Here is a 24,550-nt window from a genome sequence, read left to right as displayed (position 1 = left end):
CCGATCCCAGGGAGGTAGCAGATGCAAAAGGGTTCTCGGTTCGAAACGTTATTGCGGGGCGGCGCCTCGCTCGCCGTGCTGGCGATCGCCGTCAGCGCCGGGGCGGCGCAGGCGCAGACCGCGCCGGCAGGGCCAAATGACGCGGCATCGGCTGCACCGGTGACCGAAGCGCCGCAGACGGCGCCTGCGGCCGATACGTCGCAGGACAATCAGGATACCGGCAAGGATATCGTGATCACCGGCTTCCGCGGCAGCCTGGCCAAGGCGCTCGACCAGAAAAAGGCATCGGCCACCGCGATCGATTCGATCCTGGCCGAGGATATCGGCAAGTTTCCCGACCTCAACCTCTCCGAATCGATCCAGCGCATCCCGGGCGTCGCGCTGTCGCGCGACGGCGGCGAAGGGCGTTCGATCTCGGTCCGCGGCCTGGGCCCGCAATTCACTCGCGTCCGCATCAACGGCATGGAAGCGATCGCTACCGCTGGCGGCTCGGACGCCTCGGGCGGCACCAACCGCGGTCGCGGTTTCGACTTCAACGTCTTCGCCGCCGACCTGTTCAACGCGATCACGGTGCAGAAGACCGCCGAGGCGGCGACAGAGGAAGGTTCGCTCGGCGCCACGGTCGACCTGCGCACCGCGCGGCCATTCGACTATAAGTCGGGCTTCACCATCGCGGTGTCGGGTCAGGGGAGCTATAACGACCTCGCCCAGAAGGCGTCACCGCGCGCGGCGGCGATGATTTCCTGGTCGAACGAGGACAAGACTTTCGGTGCGCTGATTTCCGCGGCCTATACCAAGCGCAAGCTGGTCGAGAGCGGCTATTCGACGGTGCGCTGGACAACCAACGCGGCCGGCGCGGCACCGGGGTTTCAAAGCTATCTGGGCACGACCTGCGCTTACCCGACCTCAACCGGGCCCTCGACCACGCCGGAGTGTGTTACCGCGAACAATCTGTTCCACCCGCGCTTCCCGCGATACGATTACTATGTCGACGACCAGCAGCGCATCGGCCTGACCGGGTCGATCCAGTGGAAGCCGACCGACAGCACGACGATCAGCATCGATGGGTTGTACGCTGATTTCAAAGCGACACGGGAAGAACGTTATCTCGAGGCCAACGGTTTTTCGGTGGCCGGCGCCTGCACCGCAGGGAACCGCGCTACCACCTGCGGCGTCAACGATATCGATGTGACGGCCGCCACCGTTCAAAACGGCTCGCTGGTCGCCGGAACGTTCAACGATGTCGACCTTCGTGTCGAAAACCGCTTCGACCGGCTCGATACCAAGTTCAAGCAGCTGACGTTCAACGTCGATCAGAATATCGGCGATAAGCTCAAGCTGAACCTGATCCTGGGCCACTCGCAATCGGATCACCAGAATCCGATCCAGAACACGGTCACGTTCGACCAATATAATGTCGACAATTTCGCCTACGATTATACCGATCGCCAGCACCCGACCTTCAATTGGGGCACGGCAAATCTCGCCAACGGTACTGGTTGGGTGCTGAGCCAGCTGCGCCTGCGTGCGGCCTCGGCGAAGAACACCTACGAGACCGGGCAGCTCAATTTTACCTGGGACGTGACCGACGGCTTCTCGGTCGAAGGCGGAGCCTCGTATAAAGGCTATGGCTTCAAGTCGACCGATCTGCGCCGTAGCAACGGCACGACGGCGTCTCAGGACACCAACCTGTCCTGCTGCACGCTGCCGGCCGATCGCGATCTCAACCAGTTCGGTCAGATGGTCACGATCGAAGGCCAGACCTTCTTCGACGCCGATTACCACAAGGCGGCCGCCTATTTCGGCCTCGAGGACCCGACCGCGCGCGGCGGCACGTTCCGGCTCGGGATCGAGCCCGGGCTCTCCGGCAACGTGGCGGTCGATGAGCACGACAAGAGCGGCTATTTGCAGTTCAACTTCAACCGCAATTTCGGTCCCTTCACGCTGCGTGGCAATGCCGGCGTTCGCTACGTCCAGACGTTCCAACGTTCGCAGGGCTATTCTTATTCAGGCGGCGTAGCGGTGCCGCTGGTCGCGACCCGCACTTATGACGACTGGCTGCCGTCGATGAACGCGGTGTTCGAATTCTCGCCCAAGTTCCAGATACGTCTGGCGGCGGCGCGGATGATGGCGCGGCCTGACCTCACCAGCTTGGCGCCTTCCGCTACCGTGTCGGTATCGGGTGCGAACCGATCGGTGTCGGTGGGCAACCCTGGGCTCGATCCGTTCCGTGCCACGACGCTCGATGCGGCGGCCGAATGGTATTACATGCCGGGCGCGCTGCTCTCGGTTGCCTTCTTCCAGAAGGATATCGACAGCTTCGTGCAGACGGTGCAGTCGTCGGGCGCGTACAGCAACAATCCGTTCGGTCTGCCCGACAGCCTGGCGATTGCGGCATGCGCCAATCTCGATCCCGGCATCTGCAGCCCGTCGCTGACCAACTGGACCTTCTCGGCGCCACGCAACTCGCCGGGCGGCCGCCTGCGCGGCGTGGAAGTCAATTTCCAGCAGCCGTTCAAGTTCCTGCCCGGCTTCCTTGGCAATTTCGGTGTGCTGTTGAACTACACTCATGTCGAATCGAACATCAAATATCTGAACTCTGCCGGCGCCGTGGTGAAGATTGACGATTTGACCGGTCTGTCGCGCAACAGCGCCAACGCCACGCTCTATTACGAAGACAAGGTGGTCAGCGCCCGCGTCTCGGCGGCCTATCGTTCGGGGTATCTGTCCGACGCCGTCGGCACCCAGGGGATCGACAGTCAGGGCTATAACAAGACGCTCAATATCGACACCTCGGTGCAGATCACCCTCACCAAGCAGCTCAAACTGACCTTCGAGGGGATCAACCTGACCGACCAGTATCAGGACCAGTATAACGACAGCCGCAATCTTTTGTCGGTCTATCACCATACCGGCCGCGAGTTCCTGGCCGGGTTCCGGTTCAACTATTGATCTGACTTTCCATCGGCCGGTGCGGTGACCCTCCGCGCCGGCCTTCGCCGGGGAGGCGCTGAGTTTAACTTTTTGGGAGCCATCCCCGGCTCTCTGCCCACGTCAGGAACAGGTCCGGCCAGACATGCGCCGGCTTGCCGACGACGCCCCGCAAGCCGAAACCATGTCCGCCTTCGCCGAACAGGTGAAGTTCGACGGGCACCTTGGCCGCGCGCAAGGCGGCGTGGAGCAACAGACTGTTCTCGACCGGCACGGTTGCGTCGTCCTCCGCGGCGCAGAGGAAGCAGGGCGGGCTGGCGGACGTGATGTTGCGGTCCGGCGAGTGCGCCGCGATCAGCGCAGGCGAGGGATCGGGACCGAGCAGCGCCTGACGCGACCCGGCGTGCGCGACCGACAAGTCCATCGTCACGACCGGATAGATCGGAGCCGCGATCATCGGCCGTGCCGACAGCGTGTCGGCGGCGTCGACGGGGTCGTAGGTCTTCGTCGCGAACCGAGCGACGAGATCGGCGCAGAGGTGCCCACCCGCCGAAAATCCCATTGCGCCGATGCGCTCGGGGTCGAGCCGGTATTTGGCGGCACGCGACCGGATCAGCCGCATCGCCCGCTGCGCGTCCTGCAACGGCACGTCGGCGCGGTTAGCCCAGCCCTCGCCGGGCAGGCGGTAGAACAGCACGAACACGGTGACGCCGCGTGCCGCCAGCAGGCGGCCGATCTCATAGCCTTCCTTGTCGATCGCCATCCGGACGTACCCGCCGCCGGGAAAGACCAGCAGGGAGGCGCCGTTCGGCTTGGCGGGACGGAAGACCGCCATGCGCGGCGTCGACACGCCGGCGATCGCTCGGTCGTTGAGCTTGGCGGTGTCCTTGCTGCGCTCGGTAGTGACCTCGACCGGCGGCTTGGCCGGCATGCCGGGCGTGCCTTTGGGCCACAGGTCGATCGTCTCGTCGGGCTGCGACAGGGTCGGCGGCGGGTTGCCCGGCGCGGCCGGGAGCGCGGTCTGCGCCGCGGCGCCGCTGGCCGCTACCGCCGCGCCTAATGTCGCGAACAAGGCGGTGCGGCGGTCGACTTCGGTCATGTCAGGTGCCCGGCTGGATGTAGGGGATGCGCGCGAACAGCTCGCGTTGCCATTTGCGCGGATCGTTCTCGATATGGCTGTTGACGTCGAACACCATCGTCGCGCGGCGCGCCAGATCGTATTTCGGCCAGACGGGCAGGCCGGGGTGATTGGGATTGCCGGTCTTGGCAAAGGCGACGAAACTGTCCTGCACCGCTTTCGACGCCGCGCGCGCGTCGATGCCGGTGCCGGTCTGCGAGCCCGCCGCGTCGAGCGTGCCGAACGCCAGCGGGATATCCATCGTGTGGAAGGCGCCGCGGCGCGGGTCGGTGCGCGAGGTGAAATCGACCTGATAGACCCAGGCCGGGGCGCCCGCGCGGGCGCGCTCCTCCGCCTCGATCACCTGGCCGCGCCAGCTCCGCCCGGCAGTGACCGCGGCGTAGAAGACGTCGGTCGGCGACCAGGTCGGGAATTGCTTGCGATATTCGGCCACGACCCATTCGGGCAGCGCGTCGATGCGCAATTCGGGCGCTAGGCGATCGGGCATATTGCCCCAGGTCAGCCCCTTCACCTTGTCCGAATCGGGCGGAATGAACGCGCGCGCTTCGTCATGCACGTTGCCCAGGATCAGCGGGATCGACAGGCCCTGTGGATTGGCGTCGGGCCAGAAGGGATGGCGCGTGAGCCACTTCATGTCGAGCACCGGGCCGAAATAGACCCCGCCGCCGAGGATCGGATCGTCGGCCGACAGCGCTTCGACAAGCTTCTCGGTTGGCGCCGTGAGCAACGGACCCAGATCCTTGTCGCTCACTCCCAGCTTGCGGAGATAGGCGCGCGCGCGGTCGGTGGCGTGGAGCGGGCCCGAGGCGGTGACCTGCTGGCCCGACATCGTCACCCCGCGATGGAACAGGCCCTTCGCCGCCGGCATGCCGGTCAGGGTAGCGATCTTGGCGCCGCCGCCCGACTGGCCGAACAGCATCACGCAATTGGGGTCGCCGCCGAACGCCGCGATATTGTCGCGCACCCATTTGAGCGCGAGGATCAAGTCGAGCTGGCCGCAATTGCCGCTATCGGCGAAGCGCGGGTCGAGCCGCGCGAGATAGAGATAGCCGAACGCGTTGAGGCGGTGATTGACCGTCACCACCACGACATCGCCGCGCGCCGCCAGATTGTGCCCGTCGTTGAGCGGGTCGGTGACGCTGCCGTTCGAATAGGCGCCACCATGGATGTAGAGCATCACCGGCTTCTTCGCCGCGGGATTGGGCTCGGCGGTCCAGACGTTTAGGTAGAGGCAATCCTCCGACTGCGGCTGATATCTGCCCGATTGCGGGCAGGCCGGCCCGAATTTCTGCACCTGCCGCATCTGGCCGCGCGCGGCATAGGGGACCGGCGCCCGGAATCGCTGCGCGACACCGTAGCGGATGCCGCGATAGGCGATGACGCCGCGGTCGCTCTCGCCGACGAAATCGCCCGACGGCGTGCGCACATAAGGCGCCGCGACCGCGCGCGCCGTGCCCGACAGCAACATCGCTGCCCCCGCGCTCGCGCCGGCGCCGATCAGGGTGCGACGGTTCCAGCCTTCAGCGCCGGACATCCAGACCCCCTTGGAGATAGGCGTCGATATCGGCCTGGCGGAACAGGCTGGCGTCGCCGGGCAGTGAATGTTTGAGCGCGGTCAGTGCCAGACCGGTGCGCGCGGCATCGTCGATGGTTCCGCCGTTGCGCAGTGCATGGAGAACGCCCGCCGCGAACGCATCGCCCCCGCCGATCCGGTCGACGATGCCGGCCAGCGTGATCTCGGCCGATTGCGCATGCGCGTCGCGCGTGTCGATCCGCGCCGACAATAAATGGCGATCGACGTCCTCGGTGTGCCGCGCGGTCGAGGCGATCGTCTGCAGCTTGGGGAAAGCGGCGAAGGCGGCGTCGGCGGCTTCGCGCCGGCGGTCCTCGCCATCGCCCGAAAACGGCTTGTCGAGCAGCAAGGCGATGTCGCGATGGTTGCCGAACATCAGGTCGGCTTGCGCTACCAGCCGCGACAGGATTTCACGCGGCTTGCCATCCCAGCGTTCCCAGAGCTTGCCGCGCCAATTGCCGTCGAACGAGACCGGGATGCCACGCGCCGCGGCGGCCTCGGCGGCGGCGATCGAGGCTTGCGCGGGCACCGGGCCGAGCGCTGGAGTGATGCCCGACAGATGCAGGCGGTCGACGCCCGTCAGCAACCTGTCCCAGTCCCAGGCATCGGCCGGCGCCTCGGCAAAGCTCGAATGGGCGCGGTCATAGATCACTTCGGTCGCGCGCATGCCGGCGCCCGAGGTGACGAAATAGAGTCCCATCCGGTCGCCGCGGCGTTGGATATTGCTGGTGTCGATGCCGTGGCCGCGCAGAGTCGTGACCGCCGCATCGCCGAGGTCGTTGGCGGGAACGGCGCTGACGAAGCCGACATCGTGGCCGAGCCGGGCGAGCGCGGTCGCGACGTTCGCCTCGGCGCCCGCCACCCAGACGTCGAATTTCGGGGTTTGCAGGATCAGCTCGCGCCCGGGTGGCGAGAGCCGCAGCATGATTTCGCCGAAAGCGAGGAATTGGCCCATCAATAACGTCCCCCCAATTCGTCATGCCGGCCTTGTGCCGTGTCCGAGCTTTGACTTGCCCCCGGCAAGTCAAGATTGCGTCCGGGGGACGCAATCTCGCTCGAACACCACGGAGCCGCAGGCGCACCGGTGTGAGGCTCAGTGGACCCCGGGACAAGCCCGGGGTGACGATGAACTTGCGGCACGATCATCGTGCCATCACCGAGCCAACCACCCGCCGTCGACCGCCAGGATATGCCCTTGGACATAATCCGCGGCGCGGCTCGCCAGGAACACGGCCGCTCCGCCCAGGTCGCTCGCATCGCCCCAGCGCCCCGCCGGGATGCGGTCGAGGATCGACTTGTTGCGCACTTCGTCGGCCTGTAGCGCGGCCGTGTTGTTGGTCGCGATATAGCCCGGCGCGATCGCGTTGACGTTGACGCCTTTCGACGCCCATTCGTTGGCGAGCAATTTGGTCAGCCCGCCGATCCCGCTCTTCGACGCGGTATAGCTCGGCACGCGGATGCCGCCCTGAAAGGTCAGCATCGACGCGATGTTGATGATCTTGCCGCCGCCGCCCTCTTTTTCATGGCGTGCAATCATGTGCCGCCCCGCCGCCTGGCACAGGAAGAACACCGATTTGAGATTAGTGTCGACCACCGCGTCCCAATCCTCCTCGGTGAAGTCGACCGCGTCGGCGCGGCGGATGATGCCGGCATTGTTGACCAGGATGCCCAAGCCGCCGAGCTTATCCACCGTTTCGTCCACAATCCTTTGCACAGGCTCGATGGTCGAGAGATCGGCCGAGACGATTTCGGCGCGGCGGCCGAGCGCGCGCGCTTTATCGACCGTTTCCTGAGCAGGAGTACGGCCGACCGCGGCGATATCGGCGCCGGCCTCGGCCAGCGCCAGCGCGATCGCCTGGCCGATGCCGGTATTGGCGCCGGTGACGATCGCGACTTTGCCGGAAAGGTCGAAGGGGTTGGTCATTTATACTCCGTCATTCCCGCGAAAGCGGGAACCTATCTCCCCCCGTCGCATCAAGCGGCTCCCGCAGGAGTTGGGTCCCCGCTGTCGCGGGGATGACGATCATTGCAGCTGGCAGATATCCAGCACGTTCATGTCGGTATAATCCTGGTTCTCGCCGGCCATCGCCCAGATGAAGGCATAGGCCTTGGTGCCCGCGCCCATATGGATCGACCAGGGCGGGCTGATCACCGCTTCCTCATTCTGCATCACGATGTGCCGCGTCGCCTCGCCTTCGCCCATGAAGTGCATCACGCGGTCATTGTCGAGATTGTCGAGCTCGAAATAGAAATAGATTTCGCTGCGGCGCTCATGGATGTGCGGCGGCATGGTGTTCCACACGCTGCCCGGCTTGAGCACGGTCAGGCCCATCACCAGCTGCGCGCTGTCGCACACACCCGGAATGACGAGCTGAAAGATCGTGCGCTCGTTCGATTCTGCCAAGCTGCCGCGCTCGAGCGCATTGGCGTCGGCGATCCCGAGCTTGCGGGTCTGAAAGGCTTTGTGCGCGGGGCACGAAGCGAGATAGAAACGCGCGCCCTGGCCGGAGAATTCGACATGGGTGGCGCCCATCGTGACGTACAGGCAATCCTTGTTGCCGAGCGTGAATTCCTCGCCATCGACAATGACCTTGCCGTCGACCTTGCCGACATTGACGATCGCGAGTTCGCGGCGTTCGAGAAACGGATGCCCGACCGCCGAGGGCGGCTCGGTCTGCGCGGGCAGCTTGACCGGCGCGCCGCCCACCGCGACGCCGCCGATCACGAAGCGGTCGGCATGCGTGTAGTTGAGCACGCACTCGCCTTCGCGGAACAGGCCCTGGATCAGATAGCGGTCGCGCAGTTCCTCATTGGAGACGCACTCCATCATGTCGGGATGGGTGGCGTAATAGGTACGATCGAACATGAAACTCTCCGTCGGGAATCAGGCCGCACGTGCGGCAAATTGGGGATCGTCGATTTTATAGGCGCGGCGCACCAGGCCGGTGGTCAGATCCCGGATCAGCTCGGCCGCTTCCCAATCGTGCAGACGATGCTCGGCGACCAATCGGGCGAGGAAGGCGCAATCGACGCGGCGCGCGACATCGTGGCGCGCCGGGATCGACAGGAAAGCGCGGGTGTCGTCGTTGAACCCGACACTATTGTAGAAACCGGCGGTCTCGGTCGTCATCTCGCGGAACCGCCGCATCCCTTCGGGACTGTCGTGGAACCACCAGGCGGGACCGAGCTTGAGGCACGGATAATGGCCGGCGAGCGGCGCCAGCTCGCGCGCATAGGTCGATTCGTCGAGCGTGAAGAGGATGATCGACAGATCGCGCTCATTGCCGAAGCGGTCGAGCAACGGCTTCAGCGCATGGACGTAATCGGTCCGCGTCGGGATATCGGCGCCCTTGTCGCGGCCATGGCTGGCGAACAGCCCGGCATTGTGGTTGCGGCAGGAACCGGGGTGGATCTGCATCACCATCCCGTCCTCGACCGACATCGCCGCCATTTCGGTCAGCATCTGCGCGCGGAACAGCTCGGCATCGGCCGGGGTCCAGGTGCCGGTGACGATGGTGCGGAACAGGCGCTCGGCATCGCTCGCCGATAAATTGGCGGTCGCCGCGGTCGGATGGCCGTGATCGGTCGCGGTTGCCCCCGCCGCGCGGAAATCGGCGCGACGCTTGCGATGCGCGGCGAGATAGCCTTGCCAGTCATAGACATCCTCGCCGGTCAGCTCGGCGAACCGCGCCATTGCCGGCTTGAAGGCCTCATGCTCGACATCGATCACGCCGTCGGGGCGATAGGTGGTGACGACGCGCCCGCCCCAGCCCGAACGGCGGATGGCATGATGGTGCGACAGATCGTCCTGCGCGCCCTCGGTCGTCGCCAGGAAGTCGATCCGGAAGCGGTCGAACAATGCGCGCGGGCGGAAGGCCTCGCTCGCGAGCTTCTCCCCGATCGCATCGAAATAAGTATCTGCCGTCGAGGCGTCGAGTTCACGGTCGATCCCGAACACCGCCGAAAAGACATGGTCGAGCCACAGCCGCGACGGCGTGCCGCGGAACAGATTGTAATGCGACGCAAACAGCCGCCAGGCCGCGCGCGGATCGGTCGCGGGAACGCCGGCGCGCGAGGGGATCGCCAGCGCATCGAGATCGACGCCCTGGCTGTACAGCATGCGGTAAATATAATGGTCGGGCGCGAGCAGCAGGGTGGTCGCGTCGCTCCATGTGTCGTTAGTCGCGAACCAGGCGGGGTCGGTATGGCCGTGCGGGCTGACGATCGGTGAATCGGCAATGGCGGCATACAGATTGCGGGCGATCGACCGCGTTCCGGGATCGGCGGGAAACAGACGATCGGGGTGCAATTCCAGCGTGCCAGCCATCAGCTATCTCCATCCTCCCTGCTTCTGTCGAGCGTGGCTCTGGTAACCGGTGTCAGCAAATAGTTCAACCGGCCGTGAACGCGTTCAATCGATCGGCGGCGACACCGACGCGCGGCGAATCAGGGTCGACAGGAACATCGACGGTTCCTGCACGGCCGCATCATCGTCATTGTCGGCGATCCCGCTGATCAGCTTGAGCGCGGCCGAGCGCGCCATCGAGGCGATCGGCCAGCGTACGGTGGTCAGCGGCGGCCACATATGCGCGGCGATCGGCGTATCGTCGAACCCGATCACCGACAGATCGCGCGGCACGATCAACCCGCGCTGGCATGCGGCGTGGATCACGCCTGCCGCCATTTCGTCGTTGCTCGAGAAGATCGCGGTCGGGCGCGGCACCACGTCGAGCAGGCGCTCGGCCGCAATCAGCCCCGATTCGAAGGTATAATTGCCCTCGGCGATCATGCTGCGAGGCAGCGAGATGCCGGCGTCGCGCATCGCGTCTTCGAATCCCAACCGGCGTTCGCGCGCCGAGCGGAAGCCGTGCGGGCCGGCGATCAGGCCGATGCGGCGATGCCCCTGCGCGATCAGATATTGCGTCGCCTCGTGGACCGCTTCGCGGTCGTTGGAGGCGACCATGTGCTCCGGCGTGTCGAGCTCGGCCGAGCCCATGCGGACGTAGCGGCAGCCGAGATTGCTGCACAATTTGGCGACCGCGTCATTCTCGCTGATCGGCGGCATCAGCAGCACGCCGAACAATCGCTGGCGCTCGAGGAAGAGGCGCAGATCCTCGAGCATCGTCGCCGATCCGCGATCGACCGGGCGCACCACCATCTCGAACTCGCTGTCGTGGATCGCTTCCAGCATGCCCTGCTGGACGTTCATCACCGTCTGGGCATTGGGATTGTCGTGGACCAGCCCGACCAGGAAATTTCGCCGCAACGCCAGCGCGCGCGCCTGCGGATTGGGGACGTAGCCGAGCTGGCCGATAACGTCCTCGACCTTCTTGCGCGTATCGTCGTTGAGCAGCGGGGAACGGTTGATGACGCGGCTGACGGTTTTCTTCGACACCCCCGCGATGCGCGCGACATCGTTGATCGTCGGCTGGCCGGTCTTCTCCATCGTCACAGGCATAGCGAGCGGCGCGCTACTGGGCTAGCCTTGCTTCCGGACGGACCGGCGGGCAAAGCTGACACCGGTTGTTCAAGAAGGCGAAAAATGACGGCGAACGCGGTTCGGATCGATCCGAACGACAATGTGGCGACCTTGCTCGCCGATGCGGCGGCGGGTGACGTGGTGGTCGCCGACGGCGCGCCGGTAACCGCCGCGATGGCGATTCCGCGCGGGCACAAGATCGCGCTGGCGCCGATCGCGGCGGGCGAGGCGGTGGTCAAATACGGCTTTCCGATCGGGCGCGCGACGGCCTCGATCGCGGCGGGCGAACATGTCCATTCGGACAATGTCGCGACGGCACTCGCCGGCCAACAGGCCTATGCCTATGCGCCGGCGCCGCTCGCCAATCTCGCGCCGGGTGAGGCCACGTTCCAGGGCTATCGCCGCGGCGATGGGCGGGTCGGCACGCGCAACGAGATCTGGGTACTGCCGACGGTCGGTTGCGTCGCGCGGACCGCCGAGCGGATTGCCGCACAGGCCGGGGCGGCGCTGGCCGGAACAGTCGACGGCGTCCACGCCTTCATGCACCCGTTCGGCTGTTCGCAACTCGGCGAGGATCTCGACGGGACGCGGGCGATCCTGGCGTCGCTCGCCTGCCATCCCAATGCCGGCGGCGTGCTGATCCTCGGCCTGGGGTGCGAGAACAACCAGATCGCCAGACTGGTCGAAACCATCCCCGAATGGCGCCGCCCGGCGATCCGCACGCTGGCGACGCAGCTGGCTGGCGACGAGGTCGCGGAAGGAGTCGCCTTGGTCGAGCAACTCGCCGCGCAGGCGCAATGCGAACGGTCGGAAGCGACGCTCGCCGACCTCGTGCTGGGCGTGAAATGCGGCGGGTCGGACGGCTTATCGGGGCTGACCGCGAACCCGCTGGTCGGTCGGATGAGCGATCGTGTCACGGCATCGGGCGGGCGGGTCGTGCTGACCGAAATCCCCGAGATATTCGGTGCCGAGCAGATGCTGATGAACCGCGCCGACGACGAAGACGTGTTCGGCCGCGTCGTCGGCGTGGTGAACGACTTCAAGCAATATTTCATCGATCACGGCGAGCCGGTGTCCGAAAATCCGTCGCCCGGAAACATCGCCGGCGGCATCACCACGCTTGAGGAGAAGTCGCTCGGCGCGGTACAGAAAGCGGGCCGCGCGCCGATCGCCGATGTCATTCACTATGGCGAGCGCGTCGCCAAAGACGGCCTCACGTTGCTCGAAGCGCCGGGCAATGACGCGGTGTCGTCGACCGCACTGGCGGCCGCGGGCGCGACCGCGATCCTGTTCACCACCGGGCGCGGCACCCCGCTCGGCTTCCCGGTGCCGACGATCAAGATATCGTCGAACAGCGATCTCGCCGCGCGCAAGCCGGGCTGGATCGATTTCGATGCGGGCATGGTGCTCGACAAGGGGTTCGAGACGATGGAGGCGGCGCTGACCGAGCGGTTGTGTGCGATCGCTTCGGGCGAGCCGACCGCGGCCGAACGCAATGGCGAGCGCGAAATCGCGATCTGGAAGCGTGGGGTGACCCTGTGACCCGGCTGTCGCGTGCTGCCCTGGCCGGGCTGCCGATGGGGATATCCGCGCCGCGTACGCGCGGGCCGGTCACGACCGGGATCGTCCATTTCGGTCCCGGCGCCTTTCATCGCGCACACCAGGCCGCGTATGTCGACCGCTTGCTCGATCAGGACCCGCGCTGGGGGATCGCCGCGGTGTCGCTGCGCAGCCGCGGCACGATCGAGGCGCTGGCGGAGCAGAACGGGCTCTATACCCTCGCCATTCGCGACCTGGAGTCGAGCATGCGCGTGATCGGCGCGCATACCGAATTCCTGGGGCCGGAGGATGCCGCGCGGACGCTGGCCTTGCTCGCCGCGCCCGACACGCGGCTGGTCACCACCACGGTGACCGAAAAGGGCTATTGCCTGGCCGCGGACGGAACGCTCGATTTCGGTCATCCCGACATCGTCCACGATCTGGCGCGGCCGGCCGTCCCGACGAGCGTGATCGGCTGGATCGTCGCCGGGCTGGCGGCGCGGCATGCCAGCGGCACTGCCCCGTTCGTGCCGATGCCGTGCGACAACCTCGCCACGAACGGCGCCAAGTTGCGTGCCGCGCTGGTGGCGTTTGCCGGGCGGCTCGACCCGGCGCTGGGCGATTGGGTGGCGGGCGAAATCTCCGTGCCGTCGACCATGGTCGATTCGATCACCCCGGCGTCGGACGACGCGCTCTATGCCGATGTCGCGGCGGCGCTGGGCGTCGAGGATCGTGCCGCGGTCCAGCGCGAAGCGTTCGCGCAATGGGTGATCGAGGATATCGGCGGGCTGCCCGATCTTGGCGCGGTCGGCGCGACCCTGACCGCCGATGTCGGCGGCTATGAGCGCGCCAAGCTCAGGATCCTCAACGGCGCGCATTCGACGCTCGCTTATGCCGGGTTGCTGCGCGGCCATGTCAGCGTTGCCGAGGCGATCGGCGACCCCGTGCTGGCGCGCTTTGTCGATGCGATGATCCGCGAGGATATCATCCCGATGTTGCCGTCGGTGCCGGGGCTGGATCTCCAGACCTATGCCGATGCGGTGCTGCGGCGCTTCGCCAACCCGGCGATCGTCCACCGGCTCGATCAGATCGCGCAGGACGGGTCGCAAAAGCTGCCGTATCGGCTCGGCGATACCTTGCTTGCCAATCGCGCGGCGGGGCGCATGCCGGGCCATGTCATCGCGGCACTGGGCGGCTGGGTCGCGTTCCTCATGCGGCGGGCGCGAGCGGGCGCTCGTATCGTCGATCCGGCGGGCGACCGGCTGTCCGCTTTGGCCTTGGCCGACACGCCGGCGCGTGTGGTCGAAGGGCTGATCGCTGAGGGGCTGGGCTTTCCGCCGGCGATCGGCAGCGACGCAGCGCTTGTCGCGTTGCTGAAAGCGGCCACGGAAGCCGCCTTTCAGGGCGAAAACCCACGCGAGATGCTCGCCTGACAATCTCGCGGGCTTGTCATTGACACCGGTTTCCCATACGCATCCGACAACGAAGACAGCCATCAGGGCGAGGAGGGGTTCGGCGGTGCAGCCAGACGATAACGTCGACAATATCACGCGTATTGCGCGCTCATTCGTCGGCGCGCGCCGCGACGGCCATGCGCTGCCCGATTATCCCGGCGACATGCCGGCTGCGCTCGACGATGGCTATGCCGTGCAGGACGCCGCGTTGGCGCTGACCGAGGGCAAGGTCGCCGGATGGAAAGTCGGGCGGATCAATCCACCGATCGGCGCGGTCGACCGGCTGGCCGGCCCGATCTTCACCGATCAGGTTGTCATCGTGGACGGTTCGCCGATCGCGACGCCGGTGTTCGCCGACGGCTTCGCCGCTGCCGAGGCCGAATTCCTGCTGCGCATCGGCACTGCGCCGGATCCCGCCAAACGCCATTATACGATCGATGAGGCGCGGACGCTGATCGATGCGGTCCATGTCGGGATCGAGATCGCCAGTTCGCCATTCCCCGGGATCAACGATCACGGCGCGCCGGTCACCATTTCCGATTTCGGCAACAATAACGGCCTGATCGTCGGCGCGGCGGTCGAGGACTGGCGCGACATCGACGTCGACACCTGGCCGGTCGAAACATGGATCGAGGGCGAGCGTGCCGGTGCCGCCACCACCGCGACGATGCTCGACGGCCCGTTCGGCGCGGCGCGTTTCCTGTTCGAATTGATGGCCGCGCGCGGTATCGCGCTGGCGGCCGGACAATGGATATCGACCGGCGCGGTAACTGGGGTACACCCGGTGCGCGTCGGCGACCGGGTCGAGGCGAGATTCGATGACCGCTTGACGGTCGAGTGCACGATCAAGGCCCGTTAAGAGGTCGCTTTCGAGGGAGAGAGAGACGATGGCGACGACCGGGATGCCGGACGCCGGACGGGTGGATATGCGGGTCGGCCGCTATCGCTGGGTGATTTGCGGGCTGCTCTTCGCGGCGACCGCGATCAACTATGTCGATCGCCAGATGATCGGCGTGCTCAAGCCGACGATTTCGGCCGAGCTCGGCTGGAACGAGACCACTTATGCCGACATCGTCTTCTGGTTCCAGGTTGCCTATGCGGTCGGCTATCTGAGCTTCGGCAAGATCGTCGATGCGCTCGGTGCGCGGATTGGCTATTCGATCGCGTTCGTGATCTGGACCCTCGGCCATACCTTGTGCGGCCTGATCACCGGGCCGTTCAAGCTGTTCGGCACGATGATGACCCCGGCGATGCAATTCAACGGCGCGCGGTTCGTGCTCGGCGTCGGCGAATCGGGTAATTTCCCGGCCGGGCTCAAGGCGGTCAGCGAATGGTTTCCCGCCAGGGAACGCGCCTTGGCCACCGGGGTGTTCAACGCCGGCTCCAATATCGGTGCGATCATCACGCCGCTGATCGTGCCCGCGATCACCTTGGCTTATGGCTGGCGCATGGCGTTCATTTCGACCGGCGTGTTCAGCCTGGTCTGGCTGGTCGCCTGGATCGCGATCTATCGCCGCCCGCGCGAACAACCCCGTCTGTCGGCAACCGAGCTTGCCTATATCGAGAGCGATCCCGCCGACCCGCCGCAGAAGATCGGCTGGCTCAAGCTGCTCGGCTATCGCGAGACCTGGGCCTATGCGCTGGGCAAGTTCCTGATCGATCCGATCTGGTGGCTGTTCCTGTTCTGGACGCCCGATTTCCTCGCCAAGACCTATCATCTCGATCTCAAGAATTTCGGTCCGCCGCTGGTCGCGATCTATCTGATCTCCGATATCGGCAGCGTCGCCGGCGGCTGGTCGTCCTCGACCCTGATGAAGCGCGGCTATAGCGCCAATGCGGCGCGCAAGATCACCATGCTGGTCTGCGCCTTCCTGGTCATGCCGATCTTCTTCGCGCAATATGCCGCCAGCGTGTGGCTGGCGGTCGGGATCGTCGGACTGGCGACGGCGGCGCACCAGGCATTCTCGGCCAATCTCTATACCATCCCGTCGGACATGTTCCCGCGGGCAGCCGTGGGGTCGGTGATCGGCATCGGCGGCACGGTCGGCGCGATCGGCGGCATGGGGATGGCGAAGTTCACCGGCTATATCCTGCAGACCACGCACAGCTACACCCTGATCTTCGCGGTCGCCGGCAGCGTCTATCTGATCGCGATCGGCGTGGTCCATCTGCTCAGCCCCAAGCTGGCGCGGGTCGAGGTGCCGGTCTGATCTTGTCGCTGGCCGGTACGCTTCGGCCAGAGGGCGGTCTTTTCGATCACTCCTCCCCCTTGACGGGGGAGGATACGGAGGCTTGGCGGCTTGCCGTCTAGCCGGAGTTGGAGAGGGTGGGGCGGTGAGCGTCTCGCCTGCCGCATACCCCTCTCTCGCCGCGACTAAGTGGCTGCGCCACTAAGTCTCGCGACCTCCCCCGGAAGGGGGAAGGTAGACTCGGGGTGTTCCTAACAGGACATCGGCGGCCGACGGGGGCTTCAGCCCGGCCGTCACATCACCGGAAAATTCAATCTCCCGAGAGAGATTGGTGCGGCCGAGAAGACTCGAACTTCCACGTCCTTTCGGACACAACGACCTCAACGTTGCGCGTCTACCAGTTCCGCCACGGCCGCACGTGTTAGATGCCATCGGACGGGGCCGCTGGCTGGCAGGCGAGCGCCCCTAGCAAAGCGATGTGTGCGACGCAACCGGAGTTTATCGGACGGCGCGTTCAGCGCTAGGTCCGCAGGGGTTTCAGCCGCCGGTCGCACTGCTCGAAAAGCTCAGCTTCATGTTCTTGGAATTGGCCGGGACGTCGAGCTTGCCGCTGTAGAAATCGATCGTGCCGCCCGGTGCGATGGTCGGCTGATCGGGCTTGATCACCCAGCTATAGACCATCCGGCCATCCTTGGGCGCGTCGTACAATTCGACCCGGATATCTGGGATCGGCTGACGCTGGGCGGTCGGATTGTGGATCTGGCCGCCGACCGCGAACAATTCGCTGCCGGTCGGCAGATCGCGCCGGTCGGGCTGCTTGACGTTGACGAAGGTCAGCGGCGTCTGGCCACCGCCCGCCGGCATACCCAGCCACGTCGCAACGCTGGGGACGTTGAGGAACAGCAAGGCGACTGCCGCCGCCAGCATCGCCACGCCGGCGGTCACCGCGGCAATCGTCCACAATCGGGCGGGGTTGCGGCGCGGCCGGAATGGCGGCTCGTGCGCGAAGGCGTCGTAATCCGGCGCGATGTCGGCGGCGGGTCCGGCTTCGGCGGGCGTCGGCGCGGCGATCGGTTGCGGAGCGGGGGCCGCCGGTTCGGGCGCCACCACCGCGGCCCCCGAAAGGTCGAGCGCGTCGGGCTCCTGGAACCAGCTATGCTTGCATTTGGCGCAGCGCACGGTGCGGCCTTCGGGCCCGATCGCGGTGTCGGGGACGAGATAGCGCGTATGGCATTCGCTGCATTCGAGGATCATATCGGCGTCCGCAGGGGGCCAACACAAATGCCCCTGTCACAATCCCTAAGCGGGCAAGGACAGTGCGGCAAGCCTGCCGATACGCACGCCCCGGCTTGAAGCGGGAACAGGTTACGTGCGAAGGCGCTGGCGGGGCAGCGTACAAGCGGGTAGCAAACGCCGGCATGGCGAATATCGTGCAGTTCGAGGATGTGGGGCTGCGCTATCCCGCCAGCGACGTCGACACCTTGTCGGCGATCAACTTCACGCTTGCCTCGGGCGGCTTCTATTTCCTCACCGGCCAGTCGGGAGCGGGCAAGACGTCGCTGCTCAAGCTGATCTACCTTGCCCAGCGTCCGTCCCATGGCGTGATCCGCTTGTTCGGCGAGGATGCCGGCGCCTTGCCGCGCAAGCGCCTGCCGGGCTTTCGGCGGCGGATCGGCGTGGTGTTCCAGGATTTCCGGCTGGTCCCGCATCTGTCGGCATTCGACAATATCGCCTTGCCGCTGCGGCTGTCGGGGGTGCCCGAAAGCGATGTCGAGGCGCCGGTGCGAGAGATGCTCGCCTGGGTCGGGCTGTCGGAGCGCAGTCATGCGCCGCCGCCGACCCTCTCCGGCGGCGAGCAACAGCGGATCGCGATCGCGCGCGCGGTGATCGGGCGGCCCGAAATCCTGGTCGCCGACGAGCCGACCGGCAACGTCGATCCCGACATGGCGGCGCGGCTGCTCCATCTGTTCGAATCGCTCAACCGGCTCGGCACCACGGTGGTGGTGGCGACGCACGATTTTCACCTGCTCGGGCGAATCCAGAATGCGCACATGATGCGGATCGAGGCCGGGCGGCTGCTCGATCCGACCGGTGCCTTGCGCAACCCGCCCAAGGGGCCGGCCGCGTGAGCATGGCGATGTTCTCGACCGCCGCCGATCGACGCGTGCTCGACGACCGCCGCGGCACGCGCGCGATGACCTGGATCATGGCGATCATGTTGTTCCTGACCGTGCTCGCAGCGGCTTTGGGGCTGGGAACGATCAACGCGGCGGGCGCGCTCGATCGCGAGCTTGCCGGGCGACTGACCGTTCAGGTGGTCGCCGCCGATCCGGCGGTACGCGACCGCGACACGGAGGCAGTGCTGGCGGCGCTACGCGGAATGCCGGCGGTATCGCGTGCCGATCCGGTCGATCCTGCACGTCTGACCGAATTGCTGCGCCCCTGGCTGGGCGATGCCTCGACCGATGCCGACGTTCCGCTGCCCGCGCTGATCGACGTCGATCTGAGCGTGCCGAGCGAGGAGGCTGCTGCCCGCGTCGCCGCGGCGGTTCGCGCCACCGCGGCGACCGCGCGCGTCGACAGCCAGTCGCGCTGGCTGTCGCCGGTCGCCGATTTCATGCGGACAATGATCTATGCCGCGGCGGTGCTGGTGATGCTGATGGCGGCGGCGACCACCGCGGTGGTGCTGCTCGCGGCGCGCGCGGGGCTGGAGACGCATCGCGACACGATCGCCATCCTGCACATGTTGGGCTCGACCGATGTGCAAGTCGCGCGGCTGTTCCAGCGGCGGATCGCGCTCGACACGATGGTCGGCGGCGTGATCGGGACGCTGGCGGCGATGCTGGCGATCTGGGCAGTGACCGGGCAGATGGCCGGACTTGGCTCGCAATTGCTGTCGGGCGGCGTGCTGACGCGGGGCGATTGGGTACTGATCGCGCTGTTGCCGCTGATCTTCGCGATCGTGGCGACGCTCGCCGCGCGGATCGCGGTGCTCGGGCGGTTGAGGCTGGTGCAATGATCCGCCGCCTGATTGCCATCGTCGCGCTCGTCTATCTGCTCGGGTTCGTGCTCTACACGCTTACCCTGCCGCGCCCGCTCGAGGATATGAAGACCGACGCGATCGTCGTCCCGACCGGCGCGCCCGGCCGGATCGATCGCGGATTGGCGCTGATTGCCGCGCATCAGGCCAAACGGCTGCTGATCAGCGGCGCTGCGCCCGGCGTCCGGCCGATCGATCTGTCGATCAAGTACAAGGTCCCGCTGGGAGTCTTCGCTTGCTGCGTCGACCTCGGACACGAGGCAGTCGACACGCGCTCGAACGGCGCGGAAACCGCGAAATGGGTGGGCGATCACGGCTATAAGTCGGTGCGGCTGGTCACCTCGGACTGGCATATGGCGCGCGCCCGGATGGAGCTGGATGCGGCACTGGGCGACGACGTGACGGTGGTCGACGACGGCGTGCAGGGCGATGCCGAACTGGGCGTGCTGCTGGTCGAATATAACAAGCTGCTGTTGCGCCGGGTCGCCTTGTGGCTCGGGTTCGGGCAATGAGCATGTGCCGGTGACGTTGCTCCGCAATGTGGCGTTCGCGATCGTCTTTTACGGCGTGTCGCTGCCGATCGTGCTGCTGGTGCCGTTCTCGGCGTTGTTCGGGCAGCGCGCGCTGATCGCTTATGCCTTGGCCTGGACTCGCTTCCATCGCTGGTGCGTGCGCTGGCTGCTCGGCATCCGCGTCCGTTACGAAGGGCCACGGCCGTCGGGCCAGGTCTTCTATGCCGGCAAGCACCAGTCGCTGATGGAGCCGATCGAGCTGGTGGCCGAGCTCGGCGCCCCGGCACCGATCATGCGGCGCGAATTCGCGCGCATCCCGATCTGGGGCTGGGCGACCAAGCGCTACGGCGTGATCCTGGTCGACCGCGCCGCCTCGTCCAAGGCCCTGAGGCATCTGATGCGCGAGGCGGAGTCGGCGCGCGCGAGCGGGCGGTCGGTGATGATCTTTCCAGAGGGCACGCGGGTGAAACCGGGCGAGCAGCCCGAGCTGAAGTCGGGATTCGCCGGGCTCTACAAGATGCTCGGCCTGCCGGTGGTGCCGATCGCGACCGATGTCGGGAAATTGTGGCCGAAGGGCGGGCTGAAGCGTGCGGGGGTGGTGACGTTCCGCTTCGGCGAGGCAATCCCGCCGGGCCTGCCGCGCGCGGATATCGAGGCACGGGTGCATTCGGCGATCAATGTCTTGGACGGCGCGTCCAGTGCCGTCATCCCCGCGCAAGCGGGAACCCATCTCCGTCAGAATGATCAAGACACGACCGCACAGAAGCGGGATAGCGCACGAGATGGGTCGCCGCTTTCGCGGGGATGACGATAGAGCGTTAGCGCTGCGGACTAATCGTGCTGCCGCCCGAAGTCCGGCGCGGCGTCATCCTGGCCCTGGTCGATGATCGAGCGGCGGATCGCGCGAGTGCGGGTGAACAGGTCGAACAATTCGTCGCCCTTGCCCCAGCGGATCGCGCGCTGGAGCGAAGTCAGATCCTCGGTGAAGCGCTGCAGCATGTCGAGCACGGCCTCGCGGTTGCTCAGGAACACGTCGCGCCACATCGTCGGGTCCGACGCCGCGATGCGGGTGAAGTCGCGAAAGCCGCCGGCCGAATATTTGATCACTTCGGACTGCGTCACTTCTTCCATATCCGATGCGGTGCCGACGATCGTATAGGCGATCAAATGCGGCAAATGGCTGGTGATCGCCAGCACGCGGTCATGGTGCTGCGGGTCCATCATCTCGATTTCGGCGCCCAGCCGCCGCCAGAATTCGGCGACACGCTCGACCGCGGCCGGATCGGCGCCCTCGGGCGGGGTCAGGATGCACCAGCGGCCGTGGAACAGGGTCGCGAAGCCGGCCTCGGGACCCGAGCGCTCGGTACCCGCGACGGGGTGGGCAGGGATGACCGTCGCACCCGGGAGCGCTGCGCTCAGCGCCGCGAGCACGGTCCCCTTGGACGATCCGACGTCGCTGACGATCGCATCGGCGGGAAGGTCATCGGCAATCGCTTCCGCCGCCGTGGCCATCGCGCCGACGGGCACGCAGAAGATCACCAGGTCGGCATCGGTCACCGCGGCGCCGGCAGTGTCGGCGATGTCGTCGCAGAAACCGATCGCGCGCGATGTCTCGCGCACCTGCGGATCCATGTCGTGCCCGGTAACGCGCACGGTCGGCATGTCCGCCTTGATCGCGCGCGCGATCGACGAGCCGATCAGGCCGAGCCCGATGATGGCGACGCGCGAGAAGGGTAACATGTCGTTTCTCTTTCTGCCCTCACCCTTCCGCGCCTGCGGCGCTCCCTCCCTCTCCCAATGGGAGAGGGAAGGGGCCCGCGAGCCGAAGGCGAGTGGGAAGGGTGAGGGCAGTTAAGGGCGACACTTAGCCGGCTTTCTCGACCATCGCGCGCAATGCCGTAGCGACACCGCGCGTCTCGTCCTCAGTGCCGACCGTGATGCGCAGTCCGTGCGGCACGCCCTGGCCGGGCAGCCAGCGGACGATATAGCCGGCGTCCATCAGGCCCTTATAGGCGGCCTCGGCGGTCAATTTGCCCTCGAACAGCACCAGCACGAAATTGGCCTGGCTTGGTACGGCGCGTAAGCCCGCATTGCCGAGCTGGGCGATCTCCTGCGAGAACCAGGCACGCCATTTGGCGTTGTGCGCGCGGGTGTGCTCAACGAATTCGGTATCGCCCAGTGCCGCGATCGCCGCCGCGGTGCCGGCGATGGTGATCGAGAAGGGCAGGCGGATGCGGTGCATCGCCTCGATGATCGCAGGGCTCGCATAGCCCCAGCCGATCCGCTCGGCGGCGAGGCCGTACATTTTGGAGAAGGTGCGCGTGACCAGCACGTTGGGTGCGGTCGCGGCCAGCGCCATGCCGCCATCCTCGGCGTCGCCCTCGATATATTCGGCATAGGCATGGTCGAGCACGAGCAGGATGTCGGGGCGCAGGCCGGCGTGCAGCCGTGCGATCTCTTCCTTGGTCGCGTAGGTGCCGGTCGGGTTATTGGGGTTGGCGATGTAGACGATCTTGGTGCGCTCGGTGACGCAGGCCAGGATCGCATCGACATCGGTCGCATAGTCGCTGTCGGGCGCGATCACCGGCACCGCACCCACGCGCCGCGCGGCGATCTCGTACACCGCGAAGCCGTAATGCACGAAGATCACTTCGTCGCCCGGCCCGGCGAACGCGCCGGCGGCGAGGTGGAGTATTTCGTCCGACCCGTTGCCATAGATGATCCGCGCCGGGTCGAGTCCGTATTTGTCGGCGAGCACGTCGCGCAATTCGGTGCCGCTGGCGTCGGGATAGCGTTCGAGGCGGCTTGCGGCCGACAGGAATGCCTCACGCGCCTTGGGCGAGGTGCCCAAGGGATTCTCGTTCGACGAGAGCTTGGCGACCTTGCGGCCGTCATCGGTGGTCGATCGCCCGGGAATATAAGGCGCGATCGCCATGATCCAGGGCTTGGGTTCAGGAGCGCTCATGATGTGTGGCCTATGCGCAGGGCCCTGTCGCCTTGGCAAGATGAGTCCCCAGCCGCTATGCAGCATGGCCAGGGGGGAAGGCGGATGCGGGGACCGACGGCATTCTGGCAAGCGCTCGAGGCGGCGCGGCGGGAGACTCTGCGCGAGCGCGGCGAGGCGATCCCCGTACCCGGCAGTGATGGGCAGACGCGGCGGCAAGTCCTGCTCGCGCTGGCGGCGACGGCAGCGACCGCGGCGCTGCCTCGCCCGGCCCGCGCGGCGTCGAATGGGGCGCCGGTAGTGATTATCGGCGGCGGCATCGCCGGCCTGACCGCGCTGTGGCATCTTACCAAATCGGGCGTCGACGCGCGGCTGTACGAGGCGCGTACCCGGCTCGGCGGGCGGATGTACACCGCCAGGGCGAAAGGCGTGCCGTCGATCGAGATCGGCGGGCAATTGGTCAATACCGACCATGCCGACATGCACGCGCTCTGCCGCGACTTCGGCGTCCAGCTGATCGACCGCAAGGCCGGCCAGCATCGCACGATGATCCTCGACGGCGCGCGCGAAGTCCCCGAGGGCAAGTTGGTCGCCGGCCTGCGCGGCATCGCCGGCCAGATCGACGCCGATTCGGTGCGGCTCGACCAGAATTACGCCAAGGTCGCGGCCGAGCTCGATCGGATGTCGTTCACCGGCTATCTCGACAAATATGCCCGATTGATCCCCGAACCCTGGGTGCGCCGCTTGATGGAAGCGACCGCGCGCACCGAATATGGCTGCGAGCCTTCGCAGGCGTCGGCGATCGAATTGGTGTTCAACCTGCCGACGATCGACGGACGCCGCATCGACGTGCTCTCTCGCAGCGACGAACGCTATCTGATGGCGGGCGGCAGTTCGTCCTTGATCGAGGCGATGGCGGCGCGGCTGGCGAGCCATATCACCACGTATCGCCGCGCGGTGCGGATCGATCCCTCGGCCAGCGGCGCGCGCGTGATCTTCTCCAATGGCGAGAAGATCGACGCCTCAGCGGTGATCGTCACCACCCCTGCCTCGATCATGAGCCGGATCGGCTATGGTGTGGCCCTGCCGCTTCTGTGGCGCCAGTTCATTGCCGAGGTCGGGCTGGGCAAGAACGGCAAGGTCCAGGCAGTGACGACCGCGCGGCCGTGGGAAAAGCCGATCGGGCGCGGCGGCGAGATCTGGCAGACCGACCACGACGCCGGGTCCTCGCTCGGCTGGGACGGCGGCGTGCGTCCGGCCGCAGGACCGGGGAGCGTCTGGACCTGGTTCACCGGGGGCGACGAAGTGCTCGCCGCCGACCAGGCCGATCCGCGCGCGCTGGCGTTCAAGCTCGCGCGGCTGGCCGAAAGCGGCGTGAAGGGAATGGGCGCCGCGACCGGCACGACCGTCCGCCGCACCAACTGGCATCTCGATCCCTTCTCGATGGGCGCGTACGTCAATTTCCGCCCGGGTCAGCTGACCAAGTTCGCCGACCTGATCTGGACCGAAACCGACGGCATCGCCTCGACCCCGATGGGCGCGGGACCGGTCCATTTCGCGGGCGAGCATCTGTCGGATGCCTATCCGGGGTATATGAACGGCGGCGCGCAGACCGGCCGGCTCGCGGCGCAATCGGTGATCGCGGCGAGAGCGCCGGCGAGAAGGATGGGGTAGAAATTCCCTCTCCCGTTGGGAGAGGGAGGGAGCGGCGAAGCCGCGGAAGGGTGAGGGCAGAACCAAGAAATCTGCCC

General features: G+C 66.4%; 20 protein-coding genes and 1 tRNA gene. 10 read left to right on the top strand and 11 right to left on the bottom strand.

The window, feature by feature from the left end; translation table 11 throughout:
* Positions 1 to 21: 21 nt before the first annotated feature.
* Positions 22 to 2,952, top strand: a complete 2,931-nt coding sequence (locus SAS01S_RS13840) for a TonB-dependent receptor (RefSeq protein WP_066809303.1) — start codon at positions 22 to 24, stop codon at positions 2,950 to 2,952.
* A 64-nt stretch (positions 2,953 to 3,016) separates the two neighbouring features.
* Here the strand turns inward: SAS01S_RS13840 and SAS01S_RS13835 are convergent, their stop codons facing one another.
* The 7 genes from SAS01S_RS13835 to SAS01S_RS13805 form a co-directional block, all read right to left on the bottom strand.
* Entirely contained in the window at positions 3,017 to 4,030 is a 1,014-nt protein-coding gene (locus tag SAS01S_RS13835; protein WP_066809300.1) for an alpha/beta hydrolase, read from the bottom strand.
* Position 4,031: 1 nt separating this feature from the next.
* Positions 4,032 to 5,603, bottom strand: coding sequence for a carboxylesterase/lipase family protein (locus SAS01S_RS13830; protein WP_066809297.1), 1,572 nt, complete (start codon positions 5,601 to 5,603; stop codon positions 4,032 to 4,034).
* Positions 5,590 to 6,597 (bottom strand): sugar kinase, encoded by a 1,008-nt coding sequence (locus SAS01S_RS13825; protein WP_066809290.1) that lies wholly within the window; start codon positions 6,595 to 6,597, stop codon positions 5,590 to 5,592. The genes SAS01S_RS13830 and SAS01S_RS13825 overlap by 14 nt, the downstream gene beginning before the upstream one ends.
* A 198-nt stretch (positions 6,598 to 6,795) precedes the next feature.
* Entirely contained in the window at positions 6,796 to 7,566 is a 771-nt protein-coding gene (gene kduD / locus SAS01S_RS13820) for a 2-dehydro-3-deoxy-D-gluconate 5-dehydrogenase KduD (protein WP_066809287.1), read from the bottom strand.
* Positions 7,567 to 7,665: 99 nt separating this feature from the next.
* Entirely contained in the window at positions 7,666 to 8,508 is an 843-nt protein-coding gene (gene kduI, locus SAS01S_RS13815) for a 5-dehydro-4-deoxy-D-glucuronate isomerase (protein WP_066809284.1), read from the bottom strand.
* A gap of 18 nt (positions 8,509 to 8,526) precedes the next feature.
* Complete coding sequence (gene uxaC, locus SAS01S_RS13810) at positions 8,527 to 9,969, bottom strand: glucuronate isomerase (RefSeq protein ID WP_066809282.1); 1,443 nt, start codon at positions 9,967 to 9,969, stop codon at positions 8,527 to 8,529.
* An 84-nt stretch (positions 9,970 to 10,053) separates the two neighbouring features.
* The gene (locus tag SAS01S_RS13805; protein WP_066809335.1) at positions 10,054 to 11,088 is read right to left on the bottom strand and encodes a LacI family DNA-binding transcriptional regulator; all 1,035 of its coding nucleotides are present in this window, start codon (positions 11,086 to 11,088) and stop codon (positions 10,054 to 10,056) included.
* A 96-nt stretch (positions 11,089 to 11,184) separates the two neighbouring features.
* Between SAS01S_RS13805 and SAS01S_RS13800 the strand changes: the two genes are divergently transcribed.
* From SAS01S_RS13800 to SAS01S_RS13785, 4 genes are all read left to right on the top strand, one after another.
* Positions 11,185 to 12,663, top strand: a complete 1,479-nt coding sequence (locus SAS01S_RS13800) for a UxaA family hydrolase (protein WP_066809280.1) — start codon at positions 11,185 to 11,187, stop codon at positions 12,661 to 12,663.
* Positions 12,660 to 14,093: a mannitol dehydrogenase family protein gene (locus SAS01S_RS13795; protein ID WP_245656908.1), complete on the top strand. Its 1,434-nt coding sequence runs from the start codon at positions 12,660 to 12,662 to the stop codon at positions 14,091 to 14,093. The genes SAS01S_RS13800 and SAS01S_RS13795 overlap by 4 nt, the downstream gene beginning before the upstream one ends.
* 85 nt (positions 14,094 to 14,178) lie before the next feature.
* Positions 14,179 to 14,973, top strand: coding sequence for a 2-keto-4-pentenoate hydratase (locus SAS01S_RS13790; RefSeq protein WP_066809279.1), 795 nt, complete (start codon positions 14,179 to 14,181; stop codon positions 14,971 to 14,973).
* Between the two features lie 28 nt (positions 14,974 to 15,001).
* Entirely contained in the window at positions 15,002 to 16,324 is a 1,323-nt protein-coding gene (locus SAS01S_RS13785; RefSeq protein WP_066809276.1) for an MFS transporter, read from the top strand.
* Between the two features lie 308 nt (positions 16,325 to 16,632).
* On the opposite strand, the gene SAS01S_RS13780 is transcribed toward SAS01S_RS13785, so the two are convergent.
* Both SAS01S_RS13780 and SAS01S_RS13775 read right to left on the bottom strand, forming a co-directional pair.
* A tRNA-Leu gene (locus tag SAS01S_RS13780) sits at positions 16,633 to 16,719 on the bottom strand.
* Between the two features lie 121 nt (positions 16,720 to 16,840).
* Positions 16,841 to 17,557 carry a zinc-ribbon domain-containing protein gene (locus SAS01S_RS13775; protein ID WP_066809274.1) on the bottom strand — a complete coding sequence of 239 codons (717 nt, stop codon included), beginning with the start codon at positions 17,555 to 17,557 and terminating at the stop codon, positions 16,841 to 16,843.
* Positions 17,558 to 17,721: 164 nt separating this feature from the next.
* Here SAS01S_RS13775 and ftsE point away from each other — a divergent pair, with 164 nt between their 5' ends.
* The 4 genes from ftsE to SAS01S_RS13755 are packed head-to-tail and all read left to right on the top strand — an operon-like array spanning position 17,722 to position 20,663.
* Positions 17,722 to 18,432: a cell division ATP-binding protein FtsE gene (gene ftsE, locus SAS01S_RS13770; protein ID WP_066809272.1), complete on the top strand. Its 711-nt coding sequence runs from the start codon at positions 17,722 to 17,724 to the stop codon at positions 18,430 to 18,432.
* A 2-nt stretch (positions 18,433 to 18,434) separates the two neighbouring features.
* A complete protein-coding gene (locus tag SAS01S_RS13765) occupies positions 18,435 to 19,322 on the top strand; it encodes a cell division protein FtsX (RefSeq protein ID WP_369405748.1) in 888 nt (295 codons plus the stop codon).
* The gene (locus tag SAS01S_RS13760; RefSeq protein ID WP_066809268.1) at positions 19,319 to 19,855 is read left to right on the top strand and encodes a YdcF family protein; all 537 of its coding nucleotides are present in this window, start codon (positions 19,319 to 19,321) and stop codon (positions 19,853 to 19,855) included. Before SAS01S_RS13765 ends, SAS01S_RS13760 begins: the two co-directional genes overlap by 4 nt.
* Before the next feature lie 10 nt (positions 19,856 to 19,865).
* Complete coding sequence (locus SAS01S_RS13755) at positions 19,866 to 20,663, top strand: lysophospholipid acyltransferase family protein (protein WP_157082820.1); 798 nt, start codon at positions 19,866 to 19,868, stop codon at positions 20,661 to 20,663.
* 23 nt (positions 20,664 to 20,686) lie between these two features.
* On the opposite strand, the gene SAS01S_RS13750 is transcribed toward SAS01S_RS13755, so the two are convergent.
* Both SAS01S_RS13750 and hisC read right to left on the bottom strand, forming a co-directional pair.
* On the bottom strand, positions 20,687 to 21,595 hold the full coding sequence (locus tag SAS01S_RS13750; RefSeq protein ID WP_066809265.1) for a prephenate/arogenate dehydrogenase family protein: 909 nt from the start codon (positions 21,593 to 21,595) through the stop codon (positions 20,687 to 20,689).
* 124 nt (positions 21,596 to 21,719) lie between these two features.
* Positions 21,720 to 22,820 (bottom strand): histidinol-phosphate transaminase, encoded by a 1,101-nt coding sequence (gene hisC, locus SAS01S_RS13745; RefSeq protein WP_066809263.1) that lies wholly within the window; start codon positions 22,818 to 22,820, stop codon positions 21,720 to 21,722.
* An 84-nt stretch (positions 22,821 to 22,904) separates the two neighbouring features.
* On the opposite strand from hisC, the gene SAS01S_RS13740 reads away from it, so the two are divergent.
* Positions 22,905 to 24,473: a flavin monoamine oxidase family protein gene (locus tag SAS01S_RS13740; protein ID WP_066809260.1), complete on the top strand. Its 1,569-nt coding sequence runs from the start codon at positions 22,905 to 22,907 to the stop codon at positions 24,471 to 24,473.
* The last annotated feature ends 77 nt before the right edge of the window (positions 24,474 to 24,550 follow it).

Origin of the sequence: Sphingomonas asaccharolytica NBRC 15499 (assembly GCF_001598355.1) — a bacterium.
Lineage (GTDB): Bacteria > Pseudomonadota > Alphaproteobacteria > Sphingomonadales > Sphingomonadaceae > Sphingomonas > Sphingomonas asaccharolytica.
Note: the sequence above shows the minus strand (reverse complement) of the source record. Positions and strands in the feature narration are given on the sequence as shown.

Excerpts from the sequence above, each read along its gene's own strand:
- SAS01S_RS13840 (WP_066809303.1), top strand. The coding sequence starts at position 22 with ATGCAAAAGGGTTCTCGGTTCGAAACGTTATTGCGGGGCGGCGCCTCG.
- SAS01S_RS13835 (WP_066809300.1), bottom strand. The coding sequence starts at position 4,030 with ATGACCGAAGTCGACCGCCGCACCGCCTTGTTCGCGACATTAGGCGCG.
- SAS01S_RS13830 (WP_066809297.1), bottom strand. The coding sequence starts at position 5,603 with ATGTCCGGCGCTGAAGGCTGGAACCGTCGCACCCTGATCGGCGCCGGC.
- SAS01S_RS13825 (WP_066809290.1), bottom strand. The coding sequence starts at position 6,597 with ATGGGCCAATTCCTCGCTTTCGGCGAAATCATGCTGCGGCTCTCGCCA.
- kduD (WP_066809287.1), bottom strand. The coding sequence starts at position 7,566 with ATGACCAACCCCTTCGACCTTTCCGGCAAAGTCGCGATCGTCACCGGC.
- kduI (WP_066809284.1), bottom strand. The coding sequence starts at position 8,508 with ATGTTCGATCGTACCTATTACGCCACCCATCCCGACATGATGGAGTGC.
- uxaC (WP_066809282.1), bottom strand. The coding sequence starts at position 9,969 with ATGGCTGGCACGCTGGAATTGCACCCCGATCGTCTGTTTCCCGCCGAT.
- SAS01S_RS13805 (WP_066809335.1), bottom strand. The coding sequence starts at position 11,088 with ATGGAGAAGACCGGCCAGCCGACGATCAACGATGTCGCGCGCATCGCG.
- SAS01S_RS13800 (WP_066809280.1), top strand. The coding sequence starts at position 11,185 with ATGACGGCGAACGCGGTTCGGATCGATCCGAACGACAATGTGGCGACC.
- SAS01S_RS13785 (WP_066809276.1), top strand. The coding sequence starts at position 15,002 with ATGGCGACGACCGGGATGCCGGACGCCGGACGGGTGGATATGCGGGTC.
- SAS01S_RS13775 (WP_066809274.1), bottom strand. The coding sequence starts at position 17,557 with ATGATCCTCGAATGCAGCGAATGCCATACGCGCTATCTCGTCCCCGAC.
- ftsE (WP_066809272.1), top strand. The coding sequence starts at position 17,722 with ATGGCGAATATCGTGCAGTTCGAGGATGTGGGGCTGCGCTATCCCGCC.
- SAS01S_RS13765 (WP_369405748.1), top strand. The coding sequence starts at position 18,435 with ATGGCGATGTTCTCGACCGCCGCCGATCGACGCGTGCTCGACGACCGC.
- SAS01S_RS13760 (WP_066809268.1), top strand. The coding sequence starts at position 19,319 with ATGATCCGCCGCCTGATTGCCATCGTCGCGCTCGTCTATCTGCTCGGG.
- SAS01S_RS13750 (WP_066809265.1), bottom strand. The coding sequence starts at position 21,595 with ATGTTACCCTTCTCGCGCGTCGCCATCATCGGGCTCGGCCTGATCGGC.
- hisC (WP_066809263.1), bottom strand. The coding sequence starts at position 22,820 with ATGAGCGCTCCTGAACCCAAGCCCTGGATCATGGCGATCGCGCCTTAT.
- SAS01S_RS13740 (WP_066809260.1), top strand. The coding sequence starts at position 22,905 with ATGCGGGGACCGACGGCATTCTGGCAAGCGCTCGAGGCGGCGCGGCGG.